Raw genomic sequence first — 25,807 nt, 5'->3', positions numbered from 1 at the left:
GTGGCTGTCCATGCAAAAAGAGCACGTCGATTACGGGAATCTGGGTGCCCGGTCGATCAAACAGCCAAGGGTTAACTGGAGGCCTCGGCATCGGCTTCGGCGAAGGCTTCTCGGGCGAGCCGGAAACTGTCGACGGCAGCGGGGACACCGCAATATATGCCGACCTGAAGCAGAATTTCGCGTATTTGCTCACGACTCAGGCCGTTACGCAAGGCGCCGCGCACATGCAGTTTGAGTTCATGGGGCCGGTTGAGGGCCGAGATCATCGCCAGGTTGATCATGCTGCGCTCCTTGAGCGACAAGCCTTCGCGACCCCAGACGTGGCCCCAACAGTACTCGGTGACCATTTCCTGCAACGGCCGGGTGAAGTCGTCGGCGTTTTCGATGGAACGGTTGACGTAGGCCTCGCCCAGCACCTGGGTGCGGATCTTCAGGCCTTTTTCGTATTTCTCGTTGTTCATTCCGATGCTCTCCCGTGGGGGATTTGGATCTCGTAGGAGCCCGGCTTGCTGACGATGGCGTACTCGAAGACGCCTTCGCCAGCAAGCCGGCTCCTACAGGTTGAACCCGCGTTTCAGAGGCCACCCATCAAGGTGTATTTGAGTTCCAGGTAATCCTCGATGCCGTACTTCGACCCTTCACGGCCCAGCCCCGAGGACTTGATGCCGCCAAACGGCGCGACTTCGGTGGAAATCAGCCCTTCGTTGATCCCGACCATGCCGTATTCCAGTGCTTCGCTCATGCGCCAGGCACGGCCAAGGTCGCGGGTGTAGCAGTAGGCTGCGAGGCCGAATTCGGTGTCGTTGGCCATCTCGACGGCCTGGGCCTCGGTATCGAAGCGGAAAACGGCGGCCAGCGGACCAAAGGTTTCATCCCGGGCGACCTTCATTTGCGTGGTGACGTCGATCAGTACGGTCGGCTGAAAGAAACCATTGCCCAACGCATGACGTTCGCCACCGCACAGCAGTTGTGCACCGTGCTCCAGCGCGTCTTGCACGTGGTCTTCGACCTTGGCCACGGCACGTTCATTGATCAGTGGCCCTTGAGTGACGCCATCATCGAAACCGCTGCCGACCTTGAGTTGCGAAACCCGTTCGGCTAAACGCATAACAAAGGCGTCGTGGATGCCGTCCTGCACCAGGAAGCGATTGACACAGACGCAGGTCTGCCCGGCGTTGCGGAATTTGGCGATCAGGGCACCGTCAACGGCGCGCTCCAGATCGGCGTCGTCAAAGACAATGAACGGCGCATTGCCGCCCAGTTCCAGCGAGACTTTTTTCAACGTCGGCGCGCACTGGGCCATCAGCAATTTGCCGATCCCGGTGGAGCCGGTGAACGACAGTTTGCGCACGAGTGGGCTTGAGGTCAGCTCACCACCGATGGCAACGGCATCACCGGTGATCACGTTGAAAATGCCGGCGGGAATCCCGGCCTGTTCCGCCAATGCGGCCATCGCCAGCGCGGAGAACGGCGTTTCCGGCGCCGGTTTGACGATGCACGGGCAACCGGCCGCCAGCGCCGGGCCTGCCTTGCGGGTGATCATCGCCGCCGGGAAGTTCCACGGCGTGATGGCCGCGACGACGCCAATCGGCTCCTTGCTGACCACAATGCGCGCATCGCCCTTGTGGCTGGGAATGGTGTCGCCGTAGATGCGCTTGGCCTCTTCGGCGAACCACTCGATGAAGCTTGCGGCGTAGAGGATTTCGCCCTTGGCTTCGGCCAGTGGCTTGCCTTGTTCAAGGGTGAGGATTTCAGCCAGGGTGTCGGCGTTTTCCAGCATCAAGGCGTGCCAGCGCTTGAGCGTATTGCTGCGCTCCTTGGCGGTCAGTGCACGCCAGGCCGGCCAGGCTTTGTTGGCGGCCTCGATGGCCAGGCACGCATGCTCGGCGCCGAGGTTCGGCACCCGGCCGATGAGTTCACCGGTGGCCGGGTTGAAAATGTCCTGACAGGCGCCATCCGGCGCGTCCAGCCATTGGCCATTGATGTAGGCCTGTTGGCGGAACAGTAACGAGGCTGCTGGGCTCATGCCGGCTCCTGAGAATAATGGGTTACCTGTAGGAGCGAGCCTGCTCGCGAAAAACCCGAGAACGCCAAGGGCTGTCAGACAGCACGCGTTATCGTTCACGACCATCGCGAGCAGGCTCGCTCCTACAGGGGGCTGTGTCAGGCCAGGGTGGGCAGCGGGCCCAGCTTGCCTTTGTGATAGATCATCGGCGTCACCGGTTGCGCGGGCAGGATCAGGTTTCTCACCGCGCCGACGATGATCGCGTGATCGCCGCCGTCGTATTCGCGCCACAGTTCGCACTCGATGATCGCCGTGGCTTTGGCCAGGATCGGGTTACCCAGATCGCTCAAATGCCATTCGATGCCTTTGGCCTTGTCCTTGCCTTTACCGGCGAAGGCATAGGCTTCGGCGGTCTGCTCGGCGGACAGCAAATGAATCGCGAACTGCTTGCTGTCGCGCAGCACCGGGTAGGTGTCGGAGCCGTAGTTGGGGCAGAACAGCACCAGTGCCGGGTCGATCGACAGCGCACTGAACGCGCTGGCGGTGATGCCGACGATGCCGCCGTCCGGGTCGAGGGTGGTGACCACCGTGACCCCGGACGGGAACGAGCTCATGACGTCTTTGTAAATGCCGGGTTCGATCATTTTCCAGGACTCCTAGCGCATCACAAACGGATCAGGCATCGGTGCCTGGGAGAGATTGATCCATACCGTTTTCACCTCGGTGTAGGCCAGCACCGAATCGATGCCGCTTTCGCGTCCATAGCCACTGTTCTTGAAGCCGCCAATCGGCGCCATGGCCGACACGGCGCGATAAGTGTTGACCCAGATGATCCCTGAGCGCACGTCCCGGGCCAGGCGATGGGCGCGGCCCAGGTCGCGGGTCCAGATGCCGGCGGCGAGTCCGAACTGCGAGTCGTTGGCAATCGCCAGCGCTTCGGCTTCGTCCTTGAACCGGATGACCGAGGCCACCGGGCCAAAGACTTCTTCCTGCATGATTTTCATCGAGTTGCGGTCGCACTCGAACAGTGTCGGTTCGTAGAACCAGCCCTCACCCAGATTGGTCGGACGTTTGCCGCCCAGGCGCAGACGCGCACCTTCGGCGATGGCATCGGCGACCAGGCCTTCGACCACGGCCAATTGCTGCGCGGTGGCCATCGGTCCCATTTCGCTGTTGTCGTCCAGGGGGTTGCCGATACGGATGCGCTGGGCGCGTTCCACCAGACGGCCAACGAACTCATCGTAGATTTCATCCTGCACCAGCAGGCGCGAACCGGAGACACAGCTCTGTCCGGAGGCGGCGTAGATCCCGGCGATGGCGCCGTTGATTGCGCTGTCGAGGTCGGCGTCGGCGAAAATGATGTTCGGCGATTTCCCCCCCAGTTCCAGCGACAGTTTGGCGAAGTTCTCCGCGCTGCTGCGCACCACATGCCGTGCCGTGGCCGCGCCGCCGGTGAAGGCGATCTTGCGGATCAGCGGATGGCGGGTGAGGGCGGCGCCGGTGCTCGGGCCGTAACCGGTGACGACGTTGACCACACCGGGTGGAATGCCCGCTTCCAGCGCCAGACGCGCCAGTTCAAGAATCGTTGCCGAGGCGTGTTCCGACGGCTTGATCACGATGGTGTTGCCTGCCGCGAGGGCCGGCGCCAGCTTGATTGCAGTCAGATAAAGCGGGCTGTTCCACGGAATGATCGCGGCAACCACGCCCATGGCTTCGTGCACGGTGTAGGCAAACAGGTCCGGCTTGTCCAGCGGCAGGGTGCCGCCTTCGAGCTTGTCCGCGAGGCCTGCGGTGTAGTGGAAAAACTCCGGCAGATAGCCAACCTGGCCACGGGTTTCGCGGATCAGCTTGCCGTTGTCGCGGCTTTCCAGCTGCGCCAGTTGTTCCTTGTTCTCGGCGATCAGGTCGCCCAGGCGTCGCAGCAATTTGCCGCGAGCGGTGGCGGTCAAACCGCGCCATGCCGGGCTGTCGAAAGCGCTTTGCGCGGCGTGCACGGCGCGCTCGACATCGGCTTCGTCGGCATCGGGCAGTTCAGCCCAAGGCTCGGCCAGCGCCGGGTTGAGGCTTTCGAAGGTCTTGCCGGAGAGGGCATCGACCCATTCACCGCCGATGCACATCTGGAAGCGTGCGAGTGTCATGCAACGATCCCCTTGATCTGGTTTTGCTGGGAATGCGCGGTCTGCAGAAACTCCAGCAACAGCTGGTTGACCAGGCGCGGAGACTCTACGGGCATCATATGCCGTTGCTCGGCGAGCACGGCGACGGTTGCGCCGGGAATGCGTTCGGCCAATTGTCTGGCCATTTCCGGGGTCGAGCCGGGGTCCAGTTCGCCGGTGGCGATCAGCGTCGGCACCTGGATGCTGGCCAGGTCGTCGGCGCGATACATGTCTTGGGTGGCGAACAATTCATAGGTCGTCAGGTAACCTTGCGGGTCATTGCCGGCCAGGGTCTGGCGAATCGCGGCGATCTGCGCCGGGTTCGCGGCCTGGTATTCACGGCTGAACCAGCGCGACAGCGCCGCTTCGGCATTAGCGTCCGGCCCGTGTTCGGCAGCCTGGCTGGTGCGGGCGATGACCCCGGCGCGCTGTTCGGCGCTGCGGTTGAACACGCTGTTGAGCACCACCAGACCTTCCAGGCGTCGCGGGTAGTGCAGGGCAAAGGCCCGCGCCACCAGCCCGCCCATGGAAAAACCGATCACCGTAGCCTTGGGCAATTGCAGGTGGTCGAGCAGCTCCAGCAACTGGTCGGCATAGCCGAGCAGCGGCGTACCGATCGAAGGGCGCGGGCTGGCGCCATGTCCGAGCATGTCGTAGGCGATGACGCGGTACTGCGTGGCCAGGCCAACGATCTGGCCACCCCACATTTCTTTGTTCAGGCCCACGCCGTGGATCAAGACCACGGGCTGGCCTTGGCCGGTCGCCAGGTAACTGGTGCCAGCCGGGGTGAGTTCAGCGGTGAGCCGAATCATGGAGCGCTCCTGCAATGCCTTCTTGTTGTCGTTCTGCTGGCCGGTTACTGGGCTTTTTCGGCGGCCAGTTCTTCCAGGTCGATGTAGCGGTTACCGATGCGCGGGTGCAGGCGGCCGCCGTCGGCGCAACCCAGGACCACGACGATTTCGTCGGCACGCGGGGCGTCTTCGATCTGCATTTCCAGGGTGATGTAGTGCGAACGCAGGCCTTCGTCGTCCTTGTGCATCATCGGGATCTGGATCGAAGTGCCGGGGCCGCCGCGCTTGTTGGTGAAGCTCAGGTAGCTCTTGGCCTTGACCGCTTCGCGGTAGTGATTACCGAAGCGCAGGGTGTGGATCACCGCCGAAGCGTGTTCGATTTCGCCATCGGCGCCGACCACCGCAGCCTTGCCGTACGCCTCGATTTTCTCGGCACCGCCGATGATGCCCACCAGACGCTCGACCATCAGGGCGCCGAGGTCGGAGCAGTTGGCGCGGATCTGTGGCTTGAGGTCTTCGACGAAACCGTTGCCCAGCCACGGGTTTTTCATCACCACGGCCAGACCGACCATGGTCACGGGCTTATCGGTGGCTTTGCCGCCTTCAATAAAGGTTTCTTCGACATAGCTGACGATCTTGCGGATTTCGAAACTCATGAGCTGCTCCGTAGAGGTTTGGGTGTCTGTGCGTCTGATGGTATACCATAATACCGATGACGCAAGTCCCTGAACGGAGTTTCTGGTCGGGTGGTCGCAATGAGGGGAGAAAAACAGATTCTTTGCGCACACACCGACCCTGTAGGAGCGGGCTTGCCCGCGATCGCAGTGTGTCAGTCAACTTCAATGGCGGCTCAACGGACGCTATCGCGGGCAAGCCCGTTCTCACAGTTGTGTGGAACGAATGAGGGGGCGTTAGCGGGAGATAAGCCCATGATCGATGGCGTACTTGACCAGTGCCGCGGGCTTGTCGATGTTGAGCTTGCGCCGGATGCTCAAGCGATGCGTCTCCACCGTGCGCACGCTGATGTCCAGTTCGCGCGCCATTTCCTTGTTGTTCAGCCCTTGGGCCATCTTCGACAAGACCTGGCTTTCCCTCGGGGTCAGTTCGTTGTCGGTGTTCCGGTCCGCGATCAGCCGCTGGGCGATCTCGGCGCTGTAGAAGGTGCCGCCACTGCTGATGGCTTCGATGGCGGCGATGATTTCCCGTGACGGGGCGTTCTTCAGCACGTAGCCGCTGGCGCCGGAGCGCACCGATTCACTGACGTATTCATAATTGTCGTACATGCTCAGCACCAACACCTTGAGTGAGGGGTACTGGCTACGCAGCACGCGAGTCAACTCCAGGCCGTTCATGTCCGGCAGGCTGATGTCGACCAGTAGCAGGTCCGGCTGGCAGCGTCCGACCATCTCGATGGCCTGCGCGCCGTTCTCCGCTTCGCCGACCATTTCCAGGGGCGACATCACGGCCAGCAACGCTTTGATGCCGTCGCGGACCAGGGAGTGATCGTCGACCAGAGCGACGCGGATCGGGGAGGGCAGGTTCATGCAAGGTTTCACTCTTGTAGTTTTGTGCCAGGTTTCATCGGCAGTCGTACGTCCAGCTCACTTCTGCCCGGCATCGAGATCAGATCGAAGCGCCCGCCAAAATGTTCGACGCGTTCGCGGATGTTACGCAAGCCAATGCCAGCCTGACGACGTTCGACCTGGGCAACGTTGAAACCGATGCCGTCATCGACCACTGTCAGCCGCACTGATTCGTCGCAGCCGCGCAGTGTAATGGACACGTTCTGCGCCTGCGCATGGCGTTCGATGTTGGTCAGGCCTTCCTGGACGATGCGGAACAGCGAAACCGCGGCGCCGTCGACCAGTTGGCAGTCGAATTCATTTTCGTCATAGGTCACGGTCAGCCCGCTGCGCTGCTCGAATTCGGCGGCCAATTGACCAATGGCCGCTGGCAGGCCGAGGGTGTCCAGCAGGGATGAGCGCAGGTCATGGGAAAGACTGCGGACTTCGCCGATGGCATCGCCCAGGCGATCGGTGGCATCCCTTAAAGTGTTCAAACCCTTGTCGTTTGTCTGTCCGTTTTCAAGCAGATGGCTGGCCAGTTCGAACTGAAACTTGATCGAAACCAACACCTGGCTGATGCCATCGTGCAGCTCACGGGACACCCGGGATCGCTCTTCCTCCTGCAAGCTGACAATACGCTGGGTCAGGCGCTGCAGTTTCTTGTCCGCCAGACGGTGTTCACTGACGTTGAGGGTCATGCCGGTGGCGAACACGAACAGCACCGCGACCAGCGCGACCACGGCAATCGCCATCATGGTCTTGCGGATGCCCATGGCCACTTCGACACGAGCCTGCTGGGTGGCGCGCTCGACGTCTTCCAGGTAGATGCCGGTGCCGAGCATCCAGCCCCAGCGATCGAGCATCACCACATAGGCGAGCTTGTCGGTCACCTGGCCGGAGGAAGGTTTGTTCCAGGCGTAGCGTTGAAAACCCTGGCCCGATTGCGCGCTTTGGAGCAGCGCCTGAATCACCGGCAGGCCGTGGGGGTCTTTCATGTCCCACAGGTATTGGCCCACCAGTTCCGACTGGCGCGCATGCATCAGACTGCGGCCTTGGTGGTCGTAGACGAAGAAGTAGCCGTTGACGCCGAAACTGAGCTTGCGCAGTTCTTCCAGCACTTGTTGCTGGGCGTGGGCGTCACCGTGGCCATCGTCGTACAGGGGCGCGATCAGGCTCTGGGCCATCTCCACGTAGTTTTTCAGCTCTGCACGCTTGCTCGCCAGAATGCTGTCTTCGATCAGTTGCGCCTGTTGATCGCCCAATTGGCGGTTGAGGGAAATCACCAGCGCGCAGATGACAGCAATGGCCAGCACCAGCGGCAGAATCCCGAGGGCGACGATCTTGTGTTTGAGCTGCATGTTGACTCCTGCCCGCGCGAAGGTTCGGGATGATATGCCAAAGAGGCGCCCTGTAGGAGCGAGCCTGCTCGCGAAAAAGGTACGGCCGACGCGGCTCAGCGCCTGAAATACCATCGCGAGCAGGCTCGCTCCTACATTTGATCGAGGATGGCCCCTGATCCGACGGTCAACCCACAGTTGATTTGTGGCGGATGTGAGTGTGTGTACACCCTCGAATACTGCGGCGCCTACGTAGTACTACGTAGACACCACGTACGTAGTAACGCGGATTTATTTGTGGACGCCATGCGCAGATATTGGGCCAGCTCCGCACCGCGGACACAATTATAAAAATTACCGCCGCAGTTCACTGGCTGTGGCAGGAGACACGCTATGCCCCGTCTGGCTAAACACCTTGCCTGGTTTGCCGTGGCTGTCCTGGGAGCGATTGCGCTGAGTGTCGTGGCCCTGCGCCGCGGCGAAGCGATCAACGCCTTGTGGATCGTCGTCGCAGCTGTCGCTATCTATCTGGTTGCCTACCGCTATTACAGCCTGTTCATCGCCAACAAAGTGATGCAGCTCGATCCAGCTCGGGCCACTCCGGCTGTGCTCAACAATGATGGTCTGGACTATGTTCCGACCAACAAACACGTGCTCTTCGGTCACCACTTCGCGGCCATCGCCGGTGCAGGTCCACTGGTCGGCCCGGTCCTGGCGGCGCAGATGGGCTATCTGCCCGGCACGCTGTGGCTGATCGCCGGCGTGGTGCTGGCCGGTGCCGTTCAGGACTTCATGGTCCTGTTCATGTCCACCCGCCGCAACGGTCGTTCCCTGGGCGATATGGTCCGCGAAGAAATGGGCCGGATTCCCGGCACCATCGCGCTGTTCGGCTGCTTCCTGATCATGATCATCATCCTCGCGGTGCTGGCGCTGATCGTGGTCAAAGCCCTGGCCGAGAGCCCGTGGGGTATTTTCACGGTGATGGCGACCATCCCGATCGCGATGTTCATGGGCATCTACATGCGCTACATCCGCCCGGGTCGCATCGGCGAAATCTCGGTGATCGGCGTGCTGTTGCTGCTCGGTTCGATCTGGCTCGGCGGGCAGATTGCCGCTGATCCGGTCTGGGCCAAGGCCTTTACCTTTACCGGTCTTCAAATTACCTGGATGCTGATTGGCTACGGTTTCGTCGCCGCAGTGTTGCCGGTGTGGCTGATCCTGGCCCCGCGCGACTACCTGTCGACCTTCCTCAAGATCGGCACCATCGTCGCATTGGCCATCGGCATCCTGGTGACCATGCCCGAGCTGAAAATGCCGGCGCTGACCCAGTTCATCGATGGTACCGGTCCGGTATGGAAGGGCGGTCTGTTCCCGTTCCTGTTCATCACCATCGCCTGTGGCGCGGTGTCGGGTTTCCATGCGCTGATCGCTTCCGGCACCACGCCGAAGTTGCTCGCCAATGAGGGGCATGCCCGTTACATCGGCTACGGCGGCATGCTGATGGAGTCCTTCGTGGCGATCATGGCCATGGTCGCGGCTTCGGTGATTGATCCGGGCGTGTATTTCGCCATGAACAGCCCGGCGGCCGTGGTGGGCGCCGATGCGGTGGCCGTTGCACAAACCGTTAGTAGCTGGGGCTTTGCAATTACCCCGCAAGCGCTGCAAGCGGTGGCCCACGACATCGGTGAAACCACGATTCTGGCCCGTGCCGGCGGTGCGCCGACCCTGGCGGTCGGTATCGCGCAGATCCTGCACCAGCTGTTGCCGGGCGAGAACACCATGGCGTTCTGGTACCACTTCGCGATCCTGTTCGAAGCGCTGTTCATCCTGACGGCAGTCGACGCTGGCACCCGAGCCGGGCGCTTCATGCTCCAGGATTTGCTCGGCTCTTTCGTGCCAGCGTTGAAACGCACCGAATCCTGGACCGCCAACCTGATTGCCACCGCCGGTTGCGTGGCCATGTGGGGTTATCTGCTGTACCAGGGCGTGATCGATCCACTGGGTGGCATCAACACCTTGTGGCCGTTGTTCGGCATCTCCAACCAGATGCTGGCCGGTATCGCATTGATGCTCGGCACCGTGGTACTGATCAAGATGAAGCGCCAGCGTTATGTCTGGGTGACCTTGCTGCCGGCTGTATGGCTGTTGATCTGCACCACCACCGCAGGCTTTATCAAGCTGTTCGACGCCAACCCGGCGATTGGCTTCCTGGCGCTGGCGAAAAAATACAGCGATGCCCTGGCTAATGGTCAGGTGCTGGCTCCGGCCAAGAGCATCGACCAGATGCAGCACGTGATCTTCAACGCCTACACCAACGCAACGCTGACGGCATTGTTCCTGTTCGTGGTGTTCAGCATCCTGTTCTTCGCGCTCAAGGTCGGCATCGCTGCCTGGGGCACCCAGGAACGTACGGATAAAGAAGCGCCATTCCAAGCGCTGCCGGATGCCTGATCATGTTCAATGACCTGAGTCGCCTCGGTAAATACCTCGGTCAGGCTGCGCGCCTGATGGTCGGCATGCCCGACTACGACAACTACGTCGAGCATATGCAGACCCGGCACCCGGACAAACCGCTGATGGACTACGAGGCGTTCTTCCGCGAACGCCAGGAAGCACGGTACGGCAGCAAGGCCGGACCGAAGTGTTGTTGAATGAATGAAAAAACCGGCCCCAAAGGCCGGTTTTTTTATGCCGCATGGTCAACAGTCCAGGGCATCCGGCCCCGCCGGTACAGCACGGTCGCCATCACACCGACCGATCTCATGCATTGTGGCGAGCATTCATGCCAATACCGGTCTGGACACGACCAGTCGGCGCTCGATCCCGTCGTTTTACGCTGTTTATCAGCTATCTGTGCCTGTTGTAACGACAGTTTCCCAGACCGGTACTTTAATGGTTGTTCTAGAGCGCCTGATCACGAGGCAGTCATAGCCTTAAGGCTATGGATCCCATGTCCAAAAGCTATTTCATTAATCGGTCATCCGGATCCACGCTCAAGGGTGGTTAGCTGAAAACAAAATAAAGAGGAGATGCCATGTCAACTGAATCGAAATGCCCGTTCAATCACGCCGCTGGCGGTGGCACGACGAACCGCGACTGGTGGCCGAACCAACTGAATTTGAAGATCTTGAGCCAGCATTCGCCCAAGTCTGACCCGTTGGGGGGCGACTTCAACTACGCCGCAGCTTTCAAAAGCCTGGACTTTCAGGCGCTGAAAAATGACCTGAACGCTTTGATGACCGACTCCCAGGAGTGGTGGCCCGCCGACTTCGGCCATTACGGACCCTTCTTTATTCGTATGGCCTGGCACAGCGCAGGCACCTATCGCACCGGTGACGGGCGCGGCGGTGCCGGTTCCGGCCAGCAACGCTTCGCACCGCTCAACAGCTGGCCGGATAACGTCAGCCTCGACAAGGCGCGCCGGCTTCTCTGGCCAATCAAGCAGAAGTACGGCAACAAGATTTCCTGGGCGGACCTGATCGTCCTCACCGGTAACGTGGCGCTGGAATCCATGGGCTTCAAGACCTTCGGATTTTCCGGCGGCCGTCCCGACGTGTGGGAGCCGGACGAAGACGTTTACTGGGGCTCGGAAAACAAATGGCTGGGCGGCGACAGCCGTTACGGCAAGGATGACAGCAAGCCCGTGCAACCACCTGGCGATGTTCCACTGGTTGCCGAGCCGGGCAGAAACGAAGACAGTCGGGTGGAAGATGGCCGTAATCTGGAAAACCCCCTCGCCGCTGTGCAGATGGGCCTGATCTACGTGAACCCCGAAGGCCCGGAAGGTGAGCCTGACCCGGTCGCATCGGCCAAGGACATTCGTGAAACCTTCGGCCGCATGGCAATGAACGACGAAGAAACCGTCGCACTGATCGCCGGTGGCCACGCTTTTGGCAAGACCCACGGTGCCGGTCCGGCCGACCACGTGGGGCCTGAGCCCGAAGCGGCCGGTCTTGAGCTGCAAGGCCTGGGCTGGAAGAGCACGTTCGGCACCGGTAAGGGGCCGGACACCATCACCAGCGGCCTCGAAGTGACCTGGACCACGACGCCAACGAAGTGGAGCAACAACTACCTGGAAAACCTCTTCGGCTTCGACTGGGAACTGACCAAAAGCCCAGCGGGTGCTCACCAGTGGAAACCGAAAAACGGCGCTGGCGCAGGCATCATTCCCGACCCGTTCGATTCGTCAAAACGTCGCGATCCGACCATGCTGACTTCGGACCTGGCCCTGCGCTTCGACCCGATCTATGAACCGATCTCGCGGCGCTTCCTGGCCAACCCCGATCAGCTCGCCGACGCGTTTGCCCGCGCCTGGTACAAACTCATCCACCGCGACATGGGCCCACTCTCGCGCTACCTCGGCCCGGAAATGCCCGCCGAAGAACTGCTGTGGCAAGACCCGATTCCTGACGTCGATCACCCACTGATCGGTGACAGCGATGTTGCCGCACTCAAGGGCAAAATTGCTGCCTCGGGCCTGTCGGTTTCGCAACTGGTGTCGACGGCCTGGGCAGCCGCCTCGACGTTCCGTGGTTCGGATAAACGCGGCGGTGCCAACGGCGGCCGCCTGCGCCTGGCCCCGCAGAAATCCTGGCAGGCCAACCAGCCGGAGCAACTGGCGAATGTGTTGGCGAAACTCGAAGGCATCCAGGGCGAGTTCAACAATGGCGGCAAGAAAATCTCCCTGGCCGACCTGATCGTACTCGCCGGCAGCGTGGGTGTGGAGCAAGCGGCGAAGAATGCCGGCCACAGCGTAACGGTGCCATTCACACCGGGTCGCATGGACGCCACTCAGGAGCAGACGGATGTCGACTCTTTCGGCTTCCTTGAACCGATTGCCGACGGTTTCCGTAACTACCTCAAGCAACAATACCGCGTGTCCGCCGAATCCTTGTTGATCGACAAGGCACAACTGCTGACACTGACGGCGCCGGAAATGACGGTGTTGCTGGGCGGCCTGCGCGTGTTGAACACCAATGTCGGCCAGAGCAAACACGGTGTGTTCACCTCGCGTCCGGAAGCGCTGACCAACGACTTCTTCACCAACCTGCTCGACATGGGCGTGGAGTGGAAGCCGGTATCGGACGCCGCACAGGAGTTTGAAGGACGTGATCGCAACAGCGGTGCAGTGAAGTGGACGGGTACCCGGGTCGACCTGGTGTTTGGCTCCAACGCACAGTTGCGCGCACTGGCCGAGGTGTATGCCAGTGCCGATGCGAAGGACAAGTTCGTCAAGGACTTCGTCGCTGCGTGGACCAAGGTGATGAACCTGGATCGCTTCGACTTAAACCACGTCGTCTAGAGGAGATGTAGTCATAACGCTGGCATTACCGGCGAAAAGTGCCTCGGCTCGCCCTCCGGCTCCTACATCAGCGGAGGGCATCGAGCGACCATAAACTCGGCGATCATGGTTCAGTCTTGATGGCCAGGTTGCTTGGCCACCCACATTGGATTCTCACCAGCAGACAGCATCGTTGAGGCATAGGTGTGGCGACTCTGATAGGGTCGCCGCCACCTGACTCCGACTTCTTCATCGCCGGCATCCAGATGAGCCGGTCGATGTATCCGGCATGCTGCAGGGCTCTCCAGTTCAGAAGGAGAGCTACCCTCGTATCTGACCCTATATGTGATCCATGCCGCGCGTGGCGGCAGAAAACAGGTAAATTGGGTTAAACCGTTCGTCGGAGCTTGCGCACGATCATCAAATCGAAAAGTCGATGAAGTAGCCCAAAAAAAACAGGTTTCTTATGCGACCACTAATCCTCGATTTGCCGAATGGGAGCGATCTCGCAAATGAACTTGATCTTGCAATCGCGCAGATGATGTCCATCCCGGTAGAACACCTCGGTGGCGCACTTTGGCTGGCAGCTTCCCTCAGGCAGCAGCAAGCTTTTCAGAATTGGCGAGAGTATCTGCAGCTCATGGCCGATGGGCGGGTACAGGTCGAGATGTTAAAGGTCGCGGGAATTTGTGGTCCCTTGTAGATGAGCCGGAGCATGTAGAGCGGAGCTGCCATGGCATTCACTCCGTACCGGTGAGGTAGGTAGGCTCGTTGGCTTTCGACAGCCATTGGCTTAGGCATCCACACTCCGCATGCGGTGGGTCTTCATGGGGCCCTATGGCGGGGCATGCCCTGGCGGTGGAGATTGGTTACGCGGCGACTTGAACTTCTTGTTTTGGCGGCCACTCTGCGAACCCGACCTTCGGCGCCTAAGTCTTTGGGTTGATGATTGGCTTGCCTTTGGCGTCAACCAAGACGGCTATCGTTCTGATCCTCATGTCGCGGCATTTTCCCGACTTGCGTGCTAGCTCAATGAACTGCTCGGCATACTGTGGAGCGTCGAATAGCGGGCTGGGTTGCTTCACCTTTGTGCCGGCCATGATCTGGTCTGCGCGAACACCAACCTTGTGCATCCACTCATCAACGGTGAGCTCGATGGTTTGGTCATTTCGCTTCGGATCAGATCGTGTAGTTTTGCCGGTTTTCCTGGCCTCGGTCATGACGACATCGCAGGTCATATCAAACACTGAAATGTGCTCATGGGAATCTCCCGGATGCCATCTGTCTGATGAGGTGGCATTGAGGGGAATGGTTAGGTAGGGTTCGCGCTTTTTTTCGATTGGCAGGAGAGCCGAATGAGTAACAGAGCACTTTTAGTGGCTTTCGGGCTAGCCATAACCGCTTCATCTATCACCAGCGCGTACTTCGTATACGAAGCAAGCCAGATGGTGCTGAAGTCCTACTAAATGAGTTCAGAAAGCAATAGCCGCCAAAATATTTGGATGCTGAGTCCAAAGAAATTATCTCATTTGTTGCCGAATATCCTGATCTCCTCGAGACGGCCAGGAAATTTGGGGTTGGGCTGGACGACTTGGGTGTTAAAGCTTTTGGACAGAAACCATATGGGCCTGAAGTTGTTGAAACGATTCGAATGGTCTATTTTCGCTAATAAATGAAAAAGACAGACCAGTTTCGGGGGGGGGGCTATGCCCGCAGGTAGGTCTGCACTACGTCGGGGAGACAACGCCAAGCTGTTCCGTGGGCGCGTTGTGTCCGTTCTTTCAATTTTTGTTTCGGTAAGTCATGAGCGAAGAACGAGATATTCCAGAGCCCGAGCACGACCACCTGCTCGATCATGAATTCCATGATGACGAGTCATGGGTTGAAGAAGACGCTCAGGCAATTGTTGATGAAGAAGAGGATGACGTTGATTTTCTTGACCAGATAGATCAAGACGACTGACACAGAGAAATTTAACACCCAAAAGGCCCGCCCATTCGCACGAGCCTACATGCTTTGAATAAAGCCCTGGCAGCCTGCCGGGGTTTTTTATGCCAACGATTTACACCGGCCTCGTCAATGACGGGGCCTTTTCATATCTGCGGGCTGGGTCGCAAATCTTCTCTGGGAGACAACCAATGCTGAAATACCTATTGGACAACCTGGAGGGTGTCGATGAATCCGTGCGCGCTCTTTACACCGAGAAGGAAGGCAAATTTTTCCTCGGTATTGAAGTCTGCCACAGCAAGAAGATGTATCCGGCCTCCAGGCCAAAGTGGATGAACTTCTCAGCGAGAAAAAGACAGCCGAGAAAAAGCACCGCGAGCGTCATCTTGATGAGCTCTTCATTCTTGTCGATGGCTTGCAGAGCGCCACGCACGTTTTTGGCGACATCAGCCGATCCGCGCAGCGCGACCCAGTTTGAAAGCTCCATGATGGCGGCTTCCAGAGCGAGCTGATTTTTATTGATTTTGAATAATAGGGAAGGGAGCGACCGGGTCTGATACCCGGTCGCGGTTTTTCAATTCCCCTTGCCGGTTTGTATGCCCGTGTATCAATGCCTGGGGTGTACACACGCGCATAACAAACGCCCCAATCCCGACACATCGCCGCTATTTTCCTCAAGCAAAGTAAGACTTCATTACTTTGAGAGGGCAGGACGATGCGACGCAATCTTTTACTGGTCAGCGCGGCGGTACTCGCCTCCGTGGTCGGCTACGTTCAGGCACAAGAGCTGAGACCGGCAGCTGCGACGCCAGCCAAAAGCTGGCAGCAGGGCCTTCATCGCACCGACCTGATTCGTCAGGATCTGGACGTATCCAATCCCGAAGTCATTCAGGTGCGCGTGGATTTCGATTCGGGAGTGGTGTCGCCCAAACACGCACATCCGGGGGTGGAAGTCGCCTATGTCATCAGCGGTACTTTCGAGTATCAACTGGAAGGGCGCGCGCCGGTCACGCTGAAGGCCGGCGACTCGCTGTTCATTCCTGCCGGTGTGGCGCATGTGGCGAAGAATGTCGGTTCGGACAAAGCGTCGGAGCTGGCGACGTACATGGTGCAGAAGGGCGAGCCGCTGTTGATTCTCAAGGAGTAACGCGTCGCGGCTACCGACTGCAAATGTCCCGCACGCAACCGCGCAACCAGCGATGGGCGGGGTCTGCATCCATGCGCGGATGCCAGAGCATCGAGACGGTGATGGTCGGTGTGGCGAACGGCAAGTCGAAGCAATGCATCCCTTCACAGAGGTGGCCGACGTGGCGTTCAGGCACCGTGGCGACCAGGTCCGAAGCCCGCGCCAGTGCCAGCGCCGCAGAAAAACCGCCGACGATGGTGACGATTTCCCGTTCCAGTCCGAGCAGGTTCAACGCTTCATCCATGACGCCTTTGTCGTGCCCGCGCCGTGAAACCAGAATGTGCCTGGCTGCCGCATAGCGCTCGGCGGTCATGCTGCCCCTGGTCAATGAATGCCCCTTGCGCACCGCAGCGATGAAGCGGTCGCCAAACAACAGGCGGGTGCGCACTTCCGGGCTGGTGGATTGCCCGATGACGCCGGTCTCCAGATCGACGGAGCCGTCGCGCAACAGGGTGCTGTCCTTGTTCAGCTTCTGCACAAAATTCAGGCGGACACCGGGGGCTTCTTCGTTTACCCGGGCGATAAGTGACGGCCCGAAGTTTTCCACGAAGCCGTCGCTGGTGCGCAGGGTGAAGGTGCGGACCAGTTGCCGGAGGTCGAGTGCTTCGTCCGGTCGCAGCACGGCCTCGGCGTCGTGCACCAGTGCGCTGACTCGTTCACGCAACGCCAGCGCCCTGGGCGTGGGCACCAGGCCGCGACCAGCCCTGACCAGCAGTGGGTCGCCCAGGGTTTCGCGCAAGCGTGCCAAGGCCCGGCTCATGGCCGATGGGCTGAGGTGCAGACGTATTGCGGCGCGAGCCACGCTGCGTTCCTCCAGCAATACATTCAGGGTGATCAGCAGATTCAGATCCGGCATTCAATGGGTCTCACATTGTTCATGTGGCGTCTGATGCATGTATCAAGTGCAAACGATGCGTCTTCCGCCATGTCAGTTGCGAGCTTAGGCTTGGGACAACCTGATTGCGAGTGACCCGAGCATGAAATCCCGATCTGAACGTGGAGCATTGATCAGCCTTTCGTTATCCATGTTGCTGTCGTCCCTCGGCACCAGCATTGCGAACGTTGGTTTGCCGACACTGGCCCAAGCGTTTGGCGCATCCTTCCAGCAAGTGCAGTGGGTGGTGCTCGCCTATCTGCTGGCCATCACCGCCCTGATCGTTGGCGCTGGGCGGTTGGGCGACGTCTTTGGCCGTCGGCGCCTGTTATTGATAGGGATGTCGTTGTTTACGCTGGCCTCGATCCTGTGCGCACTGGCACCCGATCTCTGGCTGCTGATCGCAGCCCGAACCCTGCAAGGCACAGGCGCAGCGATCATGATGGCGTTGACCATGGCGCTGGTGGGTGAGGCGGTGCCGAAGGCCCGGATGGGCAGCGCGATGGGCGCGCTCGGCACGATGTCGGCGATTGGCACGTCGCTCGGACCGACCCTCGGCGGTTTTTTGATTGCCAGTCTGGGATGGCCGGCAATTTTTCTGATCAATGTGCCGTTGGGTATTTTGGCGATTGGGCTGGCGCAGCATTTTTTACCCAATGATCGCCATGAGAAGAGGGCGGATGTCGATGTCCTGGGCACGGTGGTGCTGGGGCTGACGCTGCTGTCCTATACCCTGGCGATGACCCTCGGGCGTGGCAGCTTTGGTTCGTTGAATGCGGCTTTGTTGCTGGCGGCAGTGATCGGGTTGTGCGGGTTTGTCTACGTCGAGCAGGCAGCCGAGTCGCCGCTGCTTCGATTGTCGATGTTGTGCCATCCGCCCTTGAGTGCAGGTTTCGCCATGAACGCACTGGTGACGACAGTGGTCATGGCCACCCTGGTCGTCGGGCCGTTTTATCTGACGGGGGCGCTGGCGCTGGATGCAGCGAGCGCCGGATTGGTGATGTCCACGGGGCCGCTGGTTGCGGCACTGGCCGCGATTGCGGCAGGACGCTGGGTCGATCGATTGGGTGCGTATCGCTCCAGTACGCTCGGATTGATTGCGATGTTGATCGGCGCATGCCTGCTGCCTGCCATGCCGACCGGGTTCGGAGTGCTCGGGTACATCCTGCCGCTGGCTGTGATGACCGCCGGTTATGCCCTGTTCCAGACGGCCAACAATACGGCCGTCATGGCGGACGTGACAGCCCGCCAACGTGGTGTCGTTTCCGGATTGCTCGGCCTGTCACGCAACCTCGGATTGATCACAGGCGCTTCGGTGATGGGCGCGATATTCGCTTTCGGCTCGGCCAGTAGCGACATCTTGCAGGCCGGGCCCGCAGCCATCGTGCCGGGAATGCGCCTCACATTCATGGTCGCCGCCGGGCTGATTGGCGCGGCGCTGATCATTGGCATCCTCAGCCAGCGCCGTTCCCGAGTCGCCGCCCCCTCGTGCTGAAAAACGGCGCGACTGTCGTGAAAACGACCTGTTTGCGCTGAACGCGAAGCCTTGTCAGTTTTCTGTTGAACGAGTGTTCAGTCTGGACTATGTTGGGTTCACCTTTCCCCGGCTGGTTGCGGGCTTGCGTTTCTTCAATTCGAACGAGGCACTGGCATGCGGTTTTCACCCTTTGTTGAGCGGATCAGTGGCCAAGGCGTTGCCGCCTGGGATATCCACTACGCGGCCAATGCCGCCCAGCGCAATGGCGAGGATGTGATCATCCTCAGTGTCGGCGACCCGGATTTCCCCACCCCCGATTTCATCACCGATGCCGCGATCCATGCGCTGCGCGAAGGTGACACCCACTACACCGAAATCGCCGGTCGCCAGGCCCTGCGTGAGGCCATCGCCGCCCGCTACAGCGATGTGATCGACCGTGAACTGCAAGCGGCCAACGTGATTGTCGCGGCAGGGGCGCAAAATGCGCTGTTCGCCGCCTCGATGTGCCTGCTCAGCGCGGGCGACGAGGTAATAGCGCTCGACCCGATGTACGTCACCTACGAAGCCACGCTCAAGGCGTCCGGTGCCACGCTGGTGCGCGTGCCCTGTGCCGCGGACGCCGGTTTCCGCCTCGATGCCGCGGTGCTGGCGAAGGCGATTACCCCGCGAACCCGGGCGATTTTCTTCTCCAACCCGAACAACCCTACGGGCGTAGTGCTCAACCGCGAGGAGTTGCAAGCCATCGCCGACCTCGCCATCGCCCATGACCTGTGGGTGGTGGTGGACGAGGTCTACGAGAGCCTTGCCTATGAGCGCACTCATTTGAGTCTCGCAGCGTTGCCCGGCATGGCCGAGCGCTGCGTGGTGATCGGCAGCCTGTCCAAATCCCATGCGATGACCGGTTGGCGGATCGGCTGGATCGTGGCCGATGAAGCGTTGGTCAATCACGTCGAAACCCTGGTGTTGAGCATGCTTTACGGCCTGCCGGGGTTTGTCATGGAGGCGGCGCTCAAGGCCGTGCAGTCCCACGACGAAGTGACCCATGGCATGCGTGAGATCTACCGCCGCCGTCGCGATCTGGTGGTGTCAGGACTGGCGGATTGCCCGGGCATTGGCGTGCTCAATCCCGATGCCGGCATGTTCGTCCTGGTCGACGTGCGCGGCACTGGACTGACGTCGCTGGAATTCGCCTGGCGTCTGCTGCGCGAAGCCGGTGTGTCGGTGCTGGATGCAGCGGCATTCGGCGAACCGGCCCAAGGTTTTGTACGGTTGTCGTTCACCCTTGGAGAAGAACGGCTGGCCCAGGCCTGCCAGCGCATTCGCGACTTTGTGCTGGTGTTGAACGCAGAAGCGCCACGGCCGGTGACCCGTACCGTAACGTGCACCACGACCGTCGAACCGACCGCGGCCAAAACCATGATCGAAGTCGATCGCCTGCACAAACGCTTCGGCAATATCGAGGTGCTCAAAGGCGTTTCCCTGACCGCTTGCGAGGGGGAGGTGATCTCCCTGATCGGCGCCAGCGGCTCGGGTAAAAGCACCTTGCTGCGCTGCATCAACATGCTTGAGGTGCCGGACCAGGGACGCATCCTGGTCGATGGCGAAAGCATTCACCTGAACCAGAATCGTCCCGGCGCACCGCTGGTATCAGACGCCAAACAACTGGTGCGCATCCGTTCCAGCCTGGGCATGGTGTTCCAGAACTTCAACCTCTGGCCCCATCGCACGGTGCTGGAAAACCTCATCGAAGCGCCGACCCAGGTCCTGCGTGAAAGCCGTGCGGAGGCCACTGAACGGGCCGAAGCCCTGCTCGAACGCGTGGGTCTTGCGGCCAAGCGCAACGAGTACCCGGCGTTTCTCTCCGGGGGACAGCAACAACGGGTGGCCATTGCCCGGGCTTTGGCCATGCGGCCCAAGGTCATGCTGTTCGATGAACCCACCTCGGCACTCGACCCGGAACTGGTCGGTGAAGTGCTGCGGGTGATCCGCTCCCTCGCCGAAGAAGGCCGGACCATGATCCTGGTGACTCATGAAATGGCTTTTGCACGCGATGTCTCTTCCAAAGTCGCCTTCCTGCATCAAGGGCTGATCGAGGAAACCGGTTCGCCGGACGACGTGTTCGTACACCCACGCAGCGAGCGTTGCCGACAATTCGTCAACGCTCATCAGACTCGCTAACTCATCATAAAAAGACGGGAAAACAACATGGGAAATCGACGTTTTGCAAACTGGTTGAGCGGTGCGGCCTGCATCATGCTGGCCGGGATGAGCGCGGCACAGGCGCAGCCGATCAGGTTCGCAGTGGCCGCGGAACCCTATCCGCCGTACACCGAAAAGCAGGCCAATGGCGAATGGAAAGGTTTTGAAGTCGATCTGATTCACAAGCTGTGCAGCGAAATGAAAGCCGAGTGCGAGATCAGGGAAGTGGCGTGGGACGGGATCATTCCGTCGCTGCTGGCGAAGAAGATCGACGTGATTTTCTCTTCGATGTCGGTGACTGAAGAGCGCGAAAAACAGATCGCCTTCAGCAAGGCGTATTACGACTCGGTGATAGCCGTTGTCGGGCCGAAGGACGCTTCAGTCAAGAAATACCCGGATGACCTCAAGGGCAAGATCATTGGCGTGCAGAACTCTACCGTGAGCGCCAGTTACCTCAAGACCTACTACGAAAAAATCGCCGACGTTAAATACTACGATACCCAGGATTCGGCCAACGCCGACCTGATCGCCGGGCGCATCGACCTGATGATGGCGGATGGCACGGCCATGGCCGCGTTCGTCAAAACCCCGGACGCCAAGGACCTGGCTTACCTCAGCTCGGTGCCCTACGACCCGATCTTCGGCAAAGGCGTCGGCGCCGGTATGCGCAAGGACGATGCCGAGCTCAAGGCCAAGCTCGACAAGGCGATCCAGGAACTGCTGGCGAGCAAAGACTATGACGAGCTGTCGCAGAGCTACTTCGGTACCAGCGTGAAGCCTGCGTTCTGACCAGCACACAGATTCTGTAGGAGCCGTCTTGCCGGCGAAGGGGCCCTTGAGGCCGTCAAAAGCTTCGCTGGCAAGCCAGCTCCTACAAGGGTTGGGCAGTGTCTTTATGGTCGTTACTGGGGGTTGAAATGCCAGCAATGTTCGATCTGATCAATTTCACCGAGCAAGGGTGGGGCGGTGCGCTGTTGAAGGGGCTCTGGATGACCCTGCAGATTTCCGCCGGGGCCTTTGTGCTCGGTCTGGCCATCGGGTTGGTGGTGGCTTGCCTCAAACTTGGCGCGCCGAAACCGATTGCGGCCTTGATGCGCGGTTACACCACGTTGTTCCGGGCGGTACCGGAGTTGTTGCTGATCCTGTTGCTGTACTACGTGGGCTCCATGCTCCTCAATTCGTTGATGACTCATCTCGGTTACGGCGTGGTCAACGTCAGCGGTCCGTTGGCGGCGATCGTGGTGCTGGGGCTGGTGCAAGGCGCCTACGCTTCGGAGATTTTTCGTGCGGCGATCCAGGCGATTCCCTTCGGCCAGATCGAAGCGGCCAAGGCGTTCGGCCTGAGCGGTTTCGGCCTGTTCCGCCGCGTCACGCTGCCAATCATGGCGCCGTATGCGATGGCCGGGATGGCCAACCTGTGGATCAACCTGATCAAGGACAGCGCGCTGATCAGCGTGGTCGGCACCAACGAGTTGTTGTACACGGCCAAGCAGGCCGCGGGCTCGACGCGTCATTACCTGTTGTTCTACCTCACGGCCGCGGCTTTGTATTACGCGGTGACGCTGGTGTCGAACTATCTGTCGGGACGGCTTGAGCGACGTATTCGTCGCTGGATGCCTCTTGTTGACTGAACCGGCAGAGAGAATGAAATGATTCCAGCGTGGATAGTTGAATACGGGGCGTTATTGGGCCGAGGGTTGCAAACCACCATCGCCATTCTGTTGATTTCCAGTGTGTTCGGATTTGCCCTGGCGGTGCTGGTGGCGCTGGCGCGGATCTCGAAAAACAAAGTCATCGCCAAGGTCAGCCTGTTCTACACCAGTGTGACGCGCGGCACGCCGTTGCTGATCCAGATCTATATTTTCTACTACGGGCTGGGCAGTCTGTTCGCCCAGTTCCCGCTGATTCGCGGCAGCTTTCTGTGGCCGTACCTGCGGGACGGTTACTGGTACATCGTGTTTGCCCTGGTGGTGTCGGTGGGTGCCTATGTCGGCGAAGTGATTCGCGGCGGCCTGCTGGCGGTGCCCAAAGGTGAAATGGAAGCGGCCTCGGCCTTTGGCATGACCGCGCGCCAATCCTTGCTGCGGGTGCGTTTGCCCCGGGCGATGCGCCTGTTGTTGCCGACCCTGGCCGGGGAAACCGTGATGCTGCTCAAGTCCACCGCACTGGCCTCGACCATCGCGGTGATCGACTTGCTCGGCGCCGCCAACGTGGTTCGTGCCCAGACCCTGCAAGTCTATGAACCGCTACTGTTGGTGGCCGGCGTGTACGTTTGCCTGACATTCCTGATCGAGGCGCTGTTTGCCTTTGCCGAACGGCGCGGGACGCCCGTGCGCAGGTCCACCTGATGAGTTCGCCAGTGGTTGACCGTTCGCTGCAAGGCATTGGCCTGTGCACCCTGGGCTATGCGTTCCTGGCATTGCAGGATGCGGTGATCAAGTGGCTGGTGGCCGATTACTCGGTGGTGACCATTCTGTTCTGGCGCAGTCTGGTGGTGGTCGCGGCGGTGCTGCTGGTGGGGCGCCTGCGCCTGGTCCAGCGGGCCTGGCACTCGCCGAGTCGGCGTTTGCTGGTGGTGCGTGGGCTGCTGTCGATTGTCGCGTGGGTGCTGTACTACACGGCGGCACGGGACCTGACCCTGGCCGAGATGACCACCTTGTACTTTTCCGCACCGATCATGGTCACGGTGCTGGCAGCGGTGATTCTCAAGGAACGCGCCAGCGGCTGGCAGTGGTTCAGCCTGATCATCGGTTTTGTCGGCGTGGTCATTGCCTGTCGTCCCGACAACATGATCGACCCGTTGCCCATCGTCCTGACGCTGCTGGCGGCGATGTGCTGGGCGTTCACCTATATCCAGTTGCGGCAGGTGGATGACCAGACCTCGGTGCTGGAACAGATGCTCATCACCAACGTGGTGTTCGTGATTTGCATGGTGGTCGCCTTGCCGTTGACCTACACGCCATCACCGACCCCGGCGTGGCTGGGCATGCTCAGCGCAGGTCTGGTGGGCGGTATCGGCCAGTTCTTGCTGTTCGCCAGTTTTCGCCGGGCCACCGCGACCTTGCTTGCACCTTTTGAATACACCGGGCTGATCTGGGCGTTTGCGCTGTCGAGCCTGATCTGGGGCACGCTGATGGACATGTCGCTGATGATCGGCGCCGGGTTGATCGCGGTCAGCGGCACGCTGGCGATGATCTTCGGCCGGCACGCCTCACAAGACGTCGTCGGCGCTGAATGCTCCGTGTCGCAGCCCCTTTATCCAGCATCGGCAGATGTGGAGGCCGTTGGCGGCGCTGAAGGTCTCGGGGTTGAGGCACCACTCGAGCCAGAGACCGTCGAGCATCGCCGATAGACCGATGGCCGCCAGGCGGGTGTCGTGGATCACGAAGCCTTCGCTGGCGGCCAGTTCATCGAGCAATTGACTGAGCAGATCGATGTAGGCGCGGTAGGTTTTTTCATGGGATTGGCTGACGTGTTCGGAGTGCCGGATCAGGCTCCAGAACACCACCCACACGCCGAGCAGTTGCGGGTCCATGACTCGGGGGGAAAACGAGCCGACGAGGAACGCATCGATCTTCTGCGCAGGTGTTTCGGCCTGGGCGATTTCCTGGAGCAGTGCGCTGGTCAGTTCGCTGGCGAGCCGCTGGTACGTATCGGCAATCAGCGCTTCGATACTGCCGAAATGATGGTTGAGCAAACCGACCGACACCCCGGCCTCGGTGGCGATGCGCCGCACGGAAATGCCGGCGTGACCGTCGCGCCCCAGGCAGCGCAGCGTTGCGGCCACCAGCCTTTCGCGGCGGTCATCGGGGGCGGTGCGGCGGTTCGGGGGGGCATGGGTAGTCACACGGTTTTTCCTGGATTCGATTCCACGTTGGCGAGCTTAGTTGAACGTGCGTTCAATCTCCAGTTCGGCAAGGGCGATACAGCGATTCAAACAGACATGACGGGAGGACAAGCCAATGGCGCAGGATGTTTCGTTCAATGTTCGCAACAACAACGGGGAGGCAGTGCGGGTCGGTGCCTGGCGTTACGAAGGCGACGGCAGCGGGCCGTCGGTGCACTTGCAGGCCGGGGTGCACGCCGACGAAATTGCCGGGATGCTGGTCCTGCATTTGCTGATGCAACGCCTGCAGGTCGCCGAGTCTCAGGGGCGGCTCAAGGGGTGCATCACCGTTGTGCCGCAGGCCAACCCGCTGGGCATCGGGCAGTTTCGCCAAGGGCGGATTCTTGGCCGTTACCATGACGCCACCGGGCAAAACTTCAACCGCGCATTCGACTTGTCGGCGGCGATGGAGCGCCCTTCAACCAACGTCCAGCAATGGCAGAAAAGTCTGGTGCAACTGGCGGCCACGGCGGACGTGATGCTCGACTTGCATACCGATGACGAAGCCCTGCCATACCTGTACGTGCACCGCAGCTTTTGGCCCCGGGGCCGTGACCTGGCAGCGGCGATGAAGATGGACGTGGCGATCATCTGGGACGACGGCGGCGATGGTTCGTTCGAAGAAACCATCATTGCCCCGTGGTTGCGCGAAGGCGCCACTGACGGTCGCATGGCCGCGACGCTGGAGCTGCGCGGGCAGGGCGACGTCTGTGACCGTTTTGCCGAATCGGATGCCGAAGGGGTGTACAACTGGCTGTGCGGTTTTGGCGTCATTGATGAGAACGGCGTATCAGCAGACTGGCCTGTCGAGGCGGTAGACATGGGCCACATGGAAACCATCCTCGCGCCTCAACCGGGCGTGCTGATCTTCGAAACGGAGTTGGGTGACTTCGTCGAGGAAGGCCAGCGCTTTGCGCGGATTCTCGGGCGGCCGGGTGATCCCTCTTCCGAAGTGGTGCTGCACGCCGAACAGGCGGGGCGCCTGGTGACGCGCTATCGCGACCGGCTAATCTCACAGGGCATGGGCGTGGCGAAATTTACCGGCAGCCGGGTGTCGCGCAACTGGAGTGGCGGGCTGCTGGATCCGAACTAAAGCCTCAGCC

General features: G+C 60.4%; 22 protein-coding genes and 3 pseudogenes. 13 read left to right on the top strand and 12 right to left on the bottom strand.

Going from position 1 to position 25,807, the window contains the following annotated elements:
• Nucleotides 1-71: 71 nt before the first annotated feature.
• The 8 genes from QMK58_RS19095 to QMK58_RS19060 form a co-directional block, all read right to left on the bottom strand.
• On the bottom strand, nucleotides 72-461 hold the full coding sequence (locus QMK58_RS19095; protein ID WP_007991919.1) for a carboxymuconolactone decarboxylase family protein: 390 nt from the start codon (nucleotides 459-461) through the stop codon (nucleotides 72-74).
• A 113-nt stretch (nucleotides 462-574) separates the two neighbouring features.
• On the bottom strand, nucleotides 575-2,026 hold the full coding sequence (locus QMK58_RS19090) for an NAD-dependent succinate-semialdehyde dehydrogenase (protein ID WP_053164239.1): 1,452 nt from the start codon (nucleotides 2,024-2,026) through the stop codon (nucleotides 575-577).
• A 137-nt stretch (nucleotides 2,027-2,163) separates the two neighbouring features.
• A complete protein-coding gene (locus tag QMK58_RS19085) occupies nucleotides 2,164-2,649 on the bottom strand; it encodes a flavin reductase family protein (RefSeq protein ID WP_053164236.1) in 486 nt (161 codons plus the stop codon).
• A gap of 12 nt (nucleotides 2,650-2,661) precedes the next feature.
• Complete coding sequence (locus QMK58_RS19080; protein ID WP_053164234.1) at nucleotides 2,662-4,143, bottom strand: aldehyde dehydrogenase; 1,482 nt, start codon at nucleotides 4,141-4,143, stop codon at nucleotides 2,662-2,664.
• The gene (locus tag QMK58_RS19075; RefSeq protein WP_053164232.1) at nucleotides 4,140-4,973 is read right to left on the bottom strand and encodes an alpha/beta fold hydrolase; all 834 of its coding nucleotides are present in this window, start codon (nucleotides 4,971-4,973) and stop codon (nucleotides 4,140-4,142) included. The genes QMK58_RS19080 and QMK58_RS19075 overlap by 4 nt, the downstream gene beginning before the upstream one ends.
• Before the next feature lie 44 nt (nucleotides 4,974-5,017).
• Entirely contained in the window at nucleotides 5,018-5,608 is a 591-nt protein-coding gene (locus QMK58_RS19070) for an amino acid synthesis family protein (RefSeq protein ID WP_007978708.1), read from the bottom strand.
• Nucleotides 5,609-5,863: 255 nt separating this feature from the next.
• Entirely contained in the window at nucleotides 5,864-6,496 is a 633-nt protein-coding gene (locus QMK58_RS19065) for a response regulator (protein ID WP_053164230.1), read from the bottom strand.
• Between the two features lie 8 nt (nucleotides 6,497-6,504).
• Entirely contained in the window at nucleotides 6,505-7,875 is a 1,371-nt protein-coding gene (locus QMK58_RS19060; protein WP_053164228.1) for a cache domain-containing protein, read from the bottom strand.
• A 372-nt stretch (nucleotides 7,876-8,247) separates the two neighbouring features.
• Between QMK58_RS19060 and QMK58_RS19055 the strand changes: the two genes are divergently transcribed.
• The 3 genes from QMK58_RS19055 (at nucleotide 8,248) to katG (ending at nucleotide 13,156) form a co-directional block, all read left to right on the top strand.
• Nucleotides 8,248-10,305 (top strand): carbon starvation CstA family protein, encoded by a 2,058-nt coding sequence (locus QMK58_RS19055; RefSeq protein WP_053164226.1) that lies wholly within the window; start codon nucleotides 8,248-8,250, stop codon nucleotides 10,303-10,305.
• Nucleotides 10,306-10,307: 2 nt separating this feature from the next.
• Complete coding sequence (locus QMK58_RS19050) at nucleotides 10,308-10,505, top strand: YbdD/YjiX family protein (RefSeq protein WP_053164223.1); 198 nt, start codon at nucleotides 10,308-10,310, stop codon at nucleotides 10,503-10,505.
• 383 nt (nucleotides 10,506-10,888) lie between these two features.
• Nucleotides 10,889-13,156: a catalase/peroxidase HPI gene (gene katG, locus QMK58_RS19045; protein WP_053164221.1), complete on the top strand. Its 2,268-nt coding sequence runs from the start codon at nucleotides 10,889-10,891 to the stop codon at nucleotides 13,154-13,156.
• On the opposite strand, the pseudogene QMK58_RS19040 reads toward katG, so the two are convergent.
• Together QMK58_RS19040 and QMK58_RS19035 are read right to left on the bottom strand one after the other, a co-directional pair.
• A pseudogene (locus tag QMK58_RS19040) lies at nucleotides 13,139-13,421 on the bottom strand (site-specific integrase); the annotation flags it as partial. The gene katG and the pseudogene QMK58_RS19040 sit on opposite strands and share 18 nt — an antisense overlap.
• A 643-nt stretch (nucleotides 13,422-14,064) precedes the next feature.
• Nucleotides 14,065-14,382: a hypothetical protein gene (locus QMK58_RS19035; RefSeq protein ID WP_413817387.1), complete on the bottom strand. Its 318-nt coding sequence runs from the start codon at nucleotides 14,380-14,382 to the stop codon at nucleotides 14,065-14,067.
• 556 nt (nucleotides 14,383-14,938) lie between these two features.
• Here QMK58_RS19035 and QMK58_RS19030 point away from each other — a divergent pair.
• The 3 genes and pseudogenes from QMK58_RS19030 (at nucleotide 14,939) to QMK58_RS19020 (ending at nucleotide 16,229) form a co-directional block, all read left to right on the top strand.
• Nucleotides 14,939-15,097, top strand: coding sequence for a hypothetical protein (locus QMK58_RS19030; RefSeq protein WP_172681870.1), 159 nt, complete (start codon nucleotides 14,939-14,941; stop codon nucleotides 15,095-15,097).
• A 176-nt stretch (nucleotides 15,098-15,273) separates the two neighbouring features.
• A pseudogene (locus tag QMK58_RS19025) lies at nucleotides 15,274-15,461 on the top strand (hypothetical protein); the annotation flags it as partial.
• 336 nt (nucleotides 15,462-15,797) lie between these two features.
• A complete protein-coding gene (locus QMK58_RS19020) occupies nucleotides 15,798-16,229 on the top strand; it encodes a cupin domain-containing protein (RefSeq protein ID WP_053164215.1) in 432 nt (143 codons plus the stop codon).
• 10 nt (nucleotides 16,230-16,239) lie between these two features.
• On the opposite strand, the gene QMK58_RS19015 is transcribed toward QMK58_RS19020, so the two are convergent.
• A complete protein-coding gene (locus QMK58_RS19015; RefSeq protein ID WP_053164213.1) occupies nucleotides 16,240-17,124 on the bottom strand; it encodes a LysR family transcriptional regulator in 885 nt (294 codons plus the stop codon).
• A 121-nt stretch (nucleotides 17,125-17,245) separates the two neighbouring features.
• Here QMK58_RS19015 and QMK58_RS19010 point away from each other — a divergent pair, with 121 nt between their 5' ends.
• The 6 genes from QMK58_RS19010 (at nucleotide 17,246) to QMK58_RS18985 (ending at nucleotide 24,170) form a co-directional block, all read left to right on the top strand.
• Nucleotides 17,246-18,637 (top strand): MFS transporter, encoded by a 1,392-nt coding sequence (locus tag QMK58_RS19010; RefSeq protein WP_053164211.1) that lies wholly within the window; start codon nucleotides 17,246-17,248, stop codon nucleotides 18,635-18,637.
• Nucleotides 18,638-18,793: 156 nt separating this feature from the next.
• Nucleotides 18,794-20,797: an aminotransferase class I/II-fold pyridoxal phosphate-dependent enzyme gene (locus QMK58_RS19005; protein WP_053164209.1), complete on the top strand. Its 2,004-nt coding sequence runs from the start codon at nucleotides 18,794-18,796 to the stop codon at nucleotides 20,795-20,797.
• 27 nt (nucleotides 20,798-20,824) lie between these two features.
• Nucleotides 20,825-21,607 (top strand): transporter substrate-binding domain-containing protein, encoded by a 783-nt coding sequence (locus QMK58_RS19000; protein WP_053164206.1) that lies wholly within the window; start codon nucleotides 20,825-20,827, stop codon nucleotides 21,605-21,607.
• Between the two features lie 128 nt (nucleotides 21,608-21,735).
• Nucleotides 21,736-22,449, top strand: coding sequence for an ABC transporter permease (locus QMK58_RS18995; protein WP_053164205.1), 714 nt, complete (start codon nucleotides 21,736-21,738; stop codon nucleotides 22,447-22,449).
• Between the two features lie 18 nt (nucleotides 22,450-22,467).
• A complete protein-coding gene (locus QMK58_RS18990) occupies nucleotides 22,468-23,166 on the top strand; it encodes an ABC transporter permease (protein WP_053164203.1) in 699 nt (232 codons plus the stop codon).
• The gene (locus QMK58_RS18985; RefSeq protein WP_053164202.1) at nucleotides 23,166-24,170 is read left to right on the top strand and encodes a DMT family transporter; all 1,005 of its coding nucleotides are present in this window, start codon (nucleotides 23,166-23,168) and stop codon (nucleotides 24,168-24,170) included. The genes QMK58_RS18990 and QMK58_RS18985 overlap by 1 nt, the downstream gene beginning before the upstream one ends.
• Here QMK58_RS18985 and QMK58_RS18980 read toward each other — a convergent pair.
• Nucleotides 24,126-24,605, bottom strand: a pseudogene (locus QMK58_RS18980) (TetR family transcriptional regulator C-terminal domain-containing protein); the annotation flags it as partial. The gene QMK58_RS18985 and the pseudogene QMK58_RS18980 sit on opposite strands and share 45 nt — an antisense overlap.
• A gap of 175 nt (nucleotides 24,606-24,780) precedes the next feature.
• Here QMK58_RS18980 and QMK58_RS18975 point away from each other — a divergent pair.
• Nucleotides 24,781-25,797: a succinylglutamate desuccinylase/aspartoacylase family protein gene (locus tag QMK58_RS18975; protein WP_053164200.1), complete on the top strand. Its 1,017-nt coding sequence runs from the start codon at nucleotides 24,781-24,783 to the stop codon at nucleotides 25,795-25,797.
• Nucleotides 25,798-25,807: the final 10 nt, after the last annotated feature.

Source organism: Pseudomonas sp. P8_241, assembly GCF_034008315.1.
Classification (GTDB): domain Bacteria; phylum Pseudomonadota; class Gammaproteobacteria; order Pseudomonadales; family Pseudomonadaceae; genus Aquipseudomonas.
This window is presented reverse-complemented; position numbering and strand designations above follow the sequence as displayed.

Bases quoted from the DNA above. Each gene is read 5' to 3' on its own strand.
- QMK58_RS19060 (WP_053164228.1), bottom strand. From the start codon at position 7,875: ATGCAGCTCAAACACAAGATCGTCGCCCTCGGGATTCTGCCGCTGGTG.
- QMK58_RS19050 (WP_053164223.1), top strand. From the start codon at position 10,308: ATGTTCAATGACCTGAGTCGCCTCGGTAAATACCTCGGTCAGGCTGCG.
- QMK58_RS19090 (WP_053164239.1), bottom strand. From the start codon at position 2,026: ATGAGCCCAGCAGCCTCGTTACTGTTCCGCCAACAGGCCTACATCAAT.
- QMK58_RS18975 (WP_053164200.1), top strand. From the start codon at position 24,781: ATGGCGCAGGATGTTTCGTTCAATGTTCGCAACAACAACGGGGAGGCA.
- QMK58_RS19010 (WP_053164211.1), top strand. From the start codon at position 17,246: ATGAAATCCCGATCTGAACGTGGAGCATTGATCAGCCTTTCGTTATCC.
- QMK58_RS19000 (WP_053164206.1), top strand. From the start codon at position 20,825: ATGGGAAATCGACGTTTTGCAAACTGGTTGAGCGGTGCGGCCTGCATC.
- QMK58_RS19030 (WP_172681870.1), top strand. From the start codon at position 14,939: ATGAGCGAAGAACGAGATATTCCAGAGCCCGAGCACGACCACCTGCTC.
- QMK58_RS19075 (WP_053164232.1), bottom strand. From the start codon at position 4,973: ATGATTCGGCTCACCGCTGAACTCACCCCGGCTGGCACCAGTTACCTG.
- QMK58_RS19080 (WP_053164234.1), bottom strand. From the start codon at position 4,143: ATGACACTCGCACGCTTCCAGATGTGCATCGGCGGTGAATGGGTCGAT.
- katG (WP_053164221.1), top strand. From the start codon at position 10,889: ATGTCAACTGAATCGAAATGCCCGTTCAATCACGCCGCTGGCGGTGGC.
- QMK58_RS18985 (WP_053164202.1), top strand. From the start codon at position 23,166: ATGAGTTCGCCAGTGGTTGACCGTTCGCTGCAAGGCATTGGCCTGTGC.
- QMK58_RS19055 (WP_053164226.1), top strand. From the start codon at position 8,248: ATGCCCCGTCTGGCTAAACACCTTGCCTGGTTTGCCGTGGCTGTCCTG.
- QMK58_RS19020 (WP_053164215.1), top strand. From the start codon at position 15,798: ATGCGACGCAATCTTTTACTGGTCAGCGCGGCGGTACTCGCCTCCGTG.
- QMK58_RS18990 (WP_053164203.1), top strand. From the start codon at position 22,468: ATGATTCCAGCGTGGATAGTTGAATACGGGGCGTTATTGGGCCGAGGG.
- QMK58_RS19070 (WP_007978708.1), bottom strand. From the start codon at position 5,608: ATGAGTTTCGAAATCCGCAAGATCGTCAGCTATGTCGAAGAAACCTTT.
- QMK58_RS19095 (WP_007991919.1), bottom strand. From the start codon at position 461: ATGAACAACGAGAAATACGAAAAAGGCCTGAAGATCCGCACCCAGGTG.
- QMK58_RS19015 (WP_053164213.1), bottom strand. From the start codon at position 17,124: ATGCCGGATCTGAATCTGCTGATCACCCTGAATGTATTGCTGGAGGAA.
- QMK58_RS18995 (WP_053164205.1), top strand. From the start codon at position 21,736: ATGCCAGCAATGTTCGATCTGATCAATTTCACCGAGCAAGGGTGGGGC.
- QMK58_RS19065 (WP_053164230.1), bottom strand. From the start codon at position 6,496: ATGAACCTGCCCTCCCCGATCCGCGTCGCTCTGGTCGACGATCACTCC.
- QMK58_RS19085 (WP_053164236.1), bottom strand. From the start codon at position 2,649: ATGATCGAACCCGGCATTTACAAAGACGTCATGAGCTCGTTCCCGTCC.
- QMK58_RS19005 (WP_053164209.1), top strand. From the start codon at position 18,794: ATGCGGTTTTCACCCTTTGTTGAGCGGATCAGTGGCCAAGGCGTTGCC.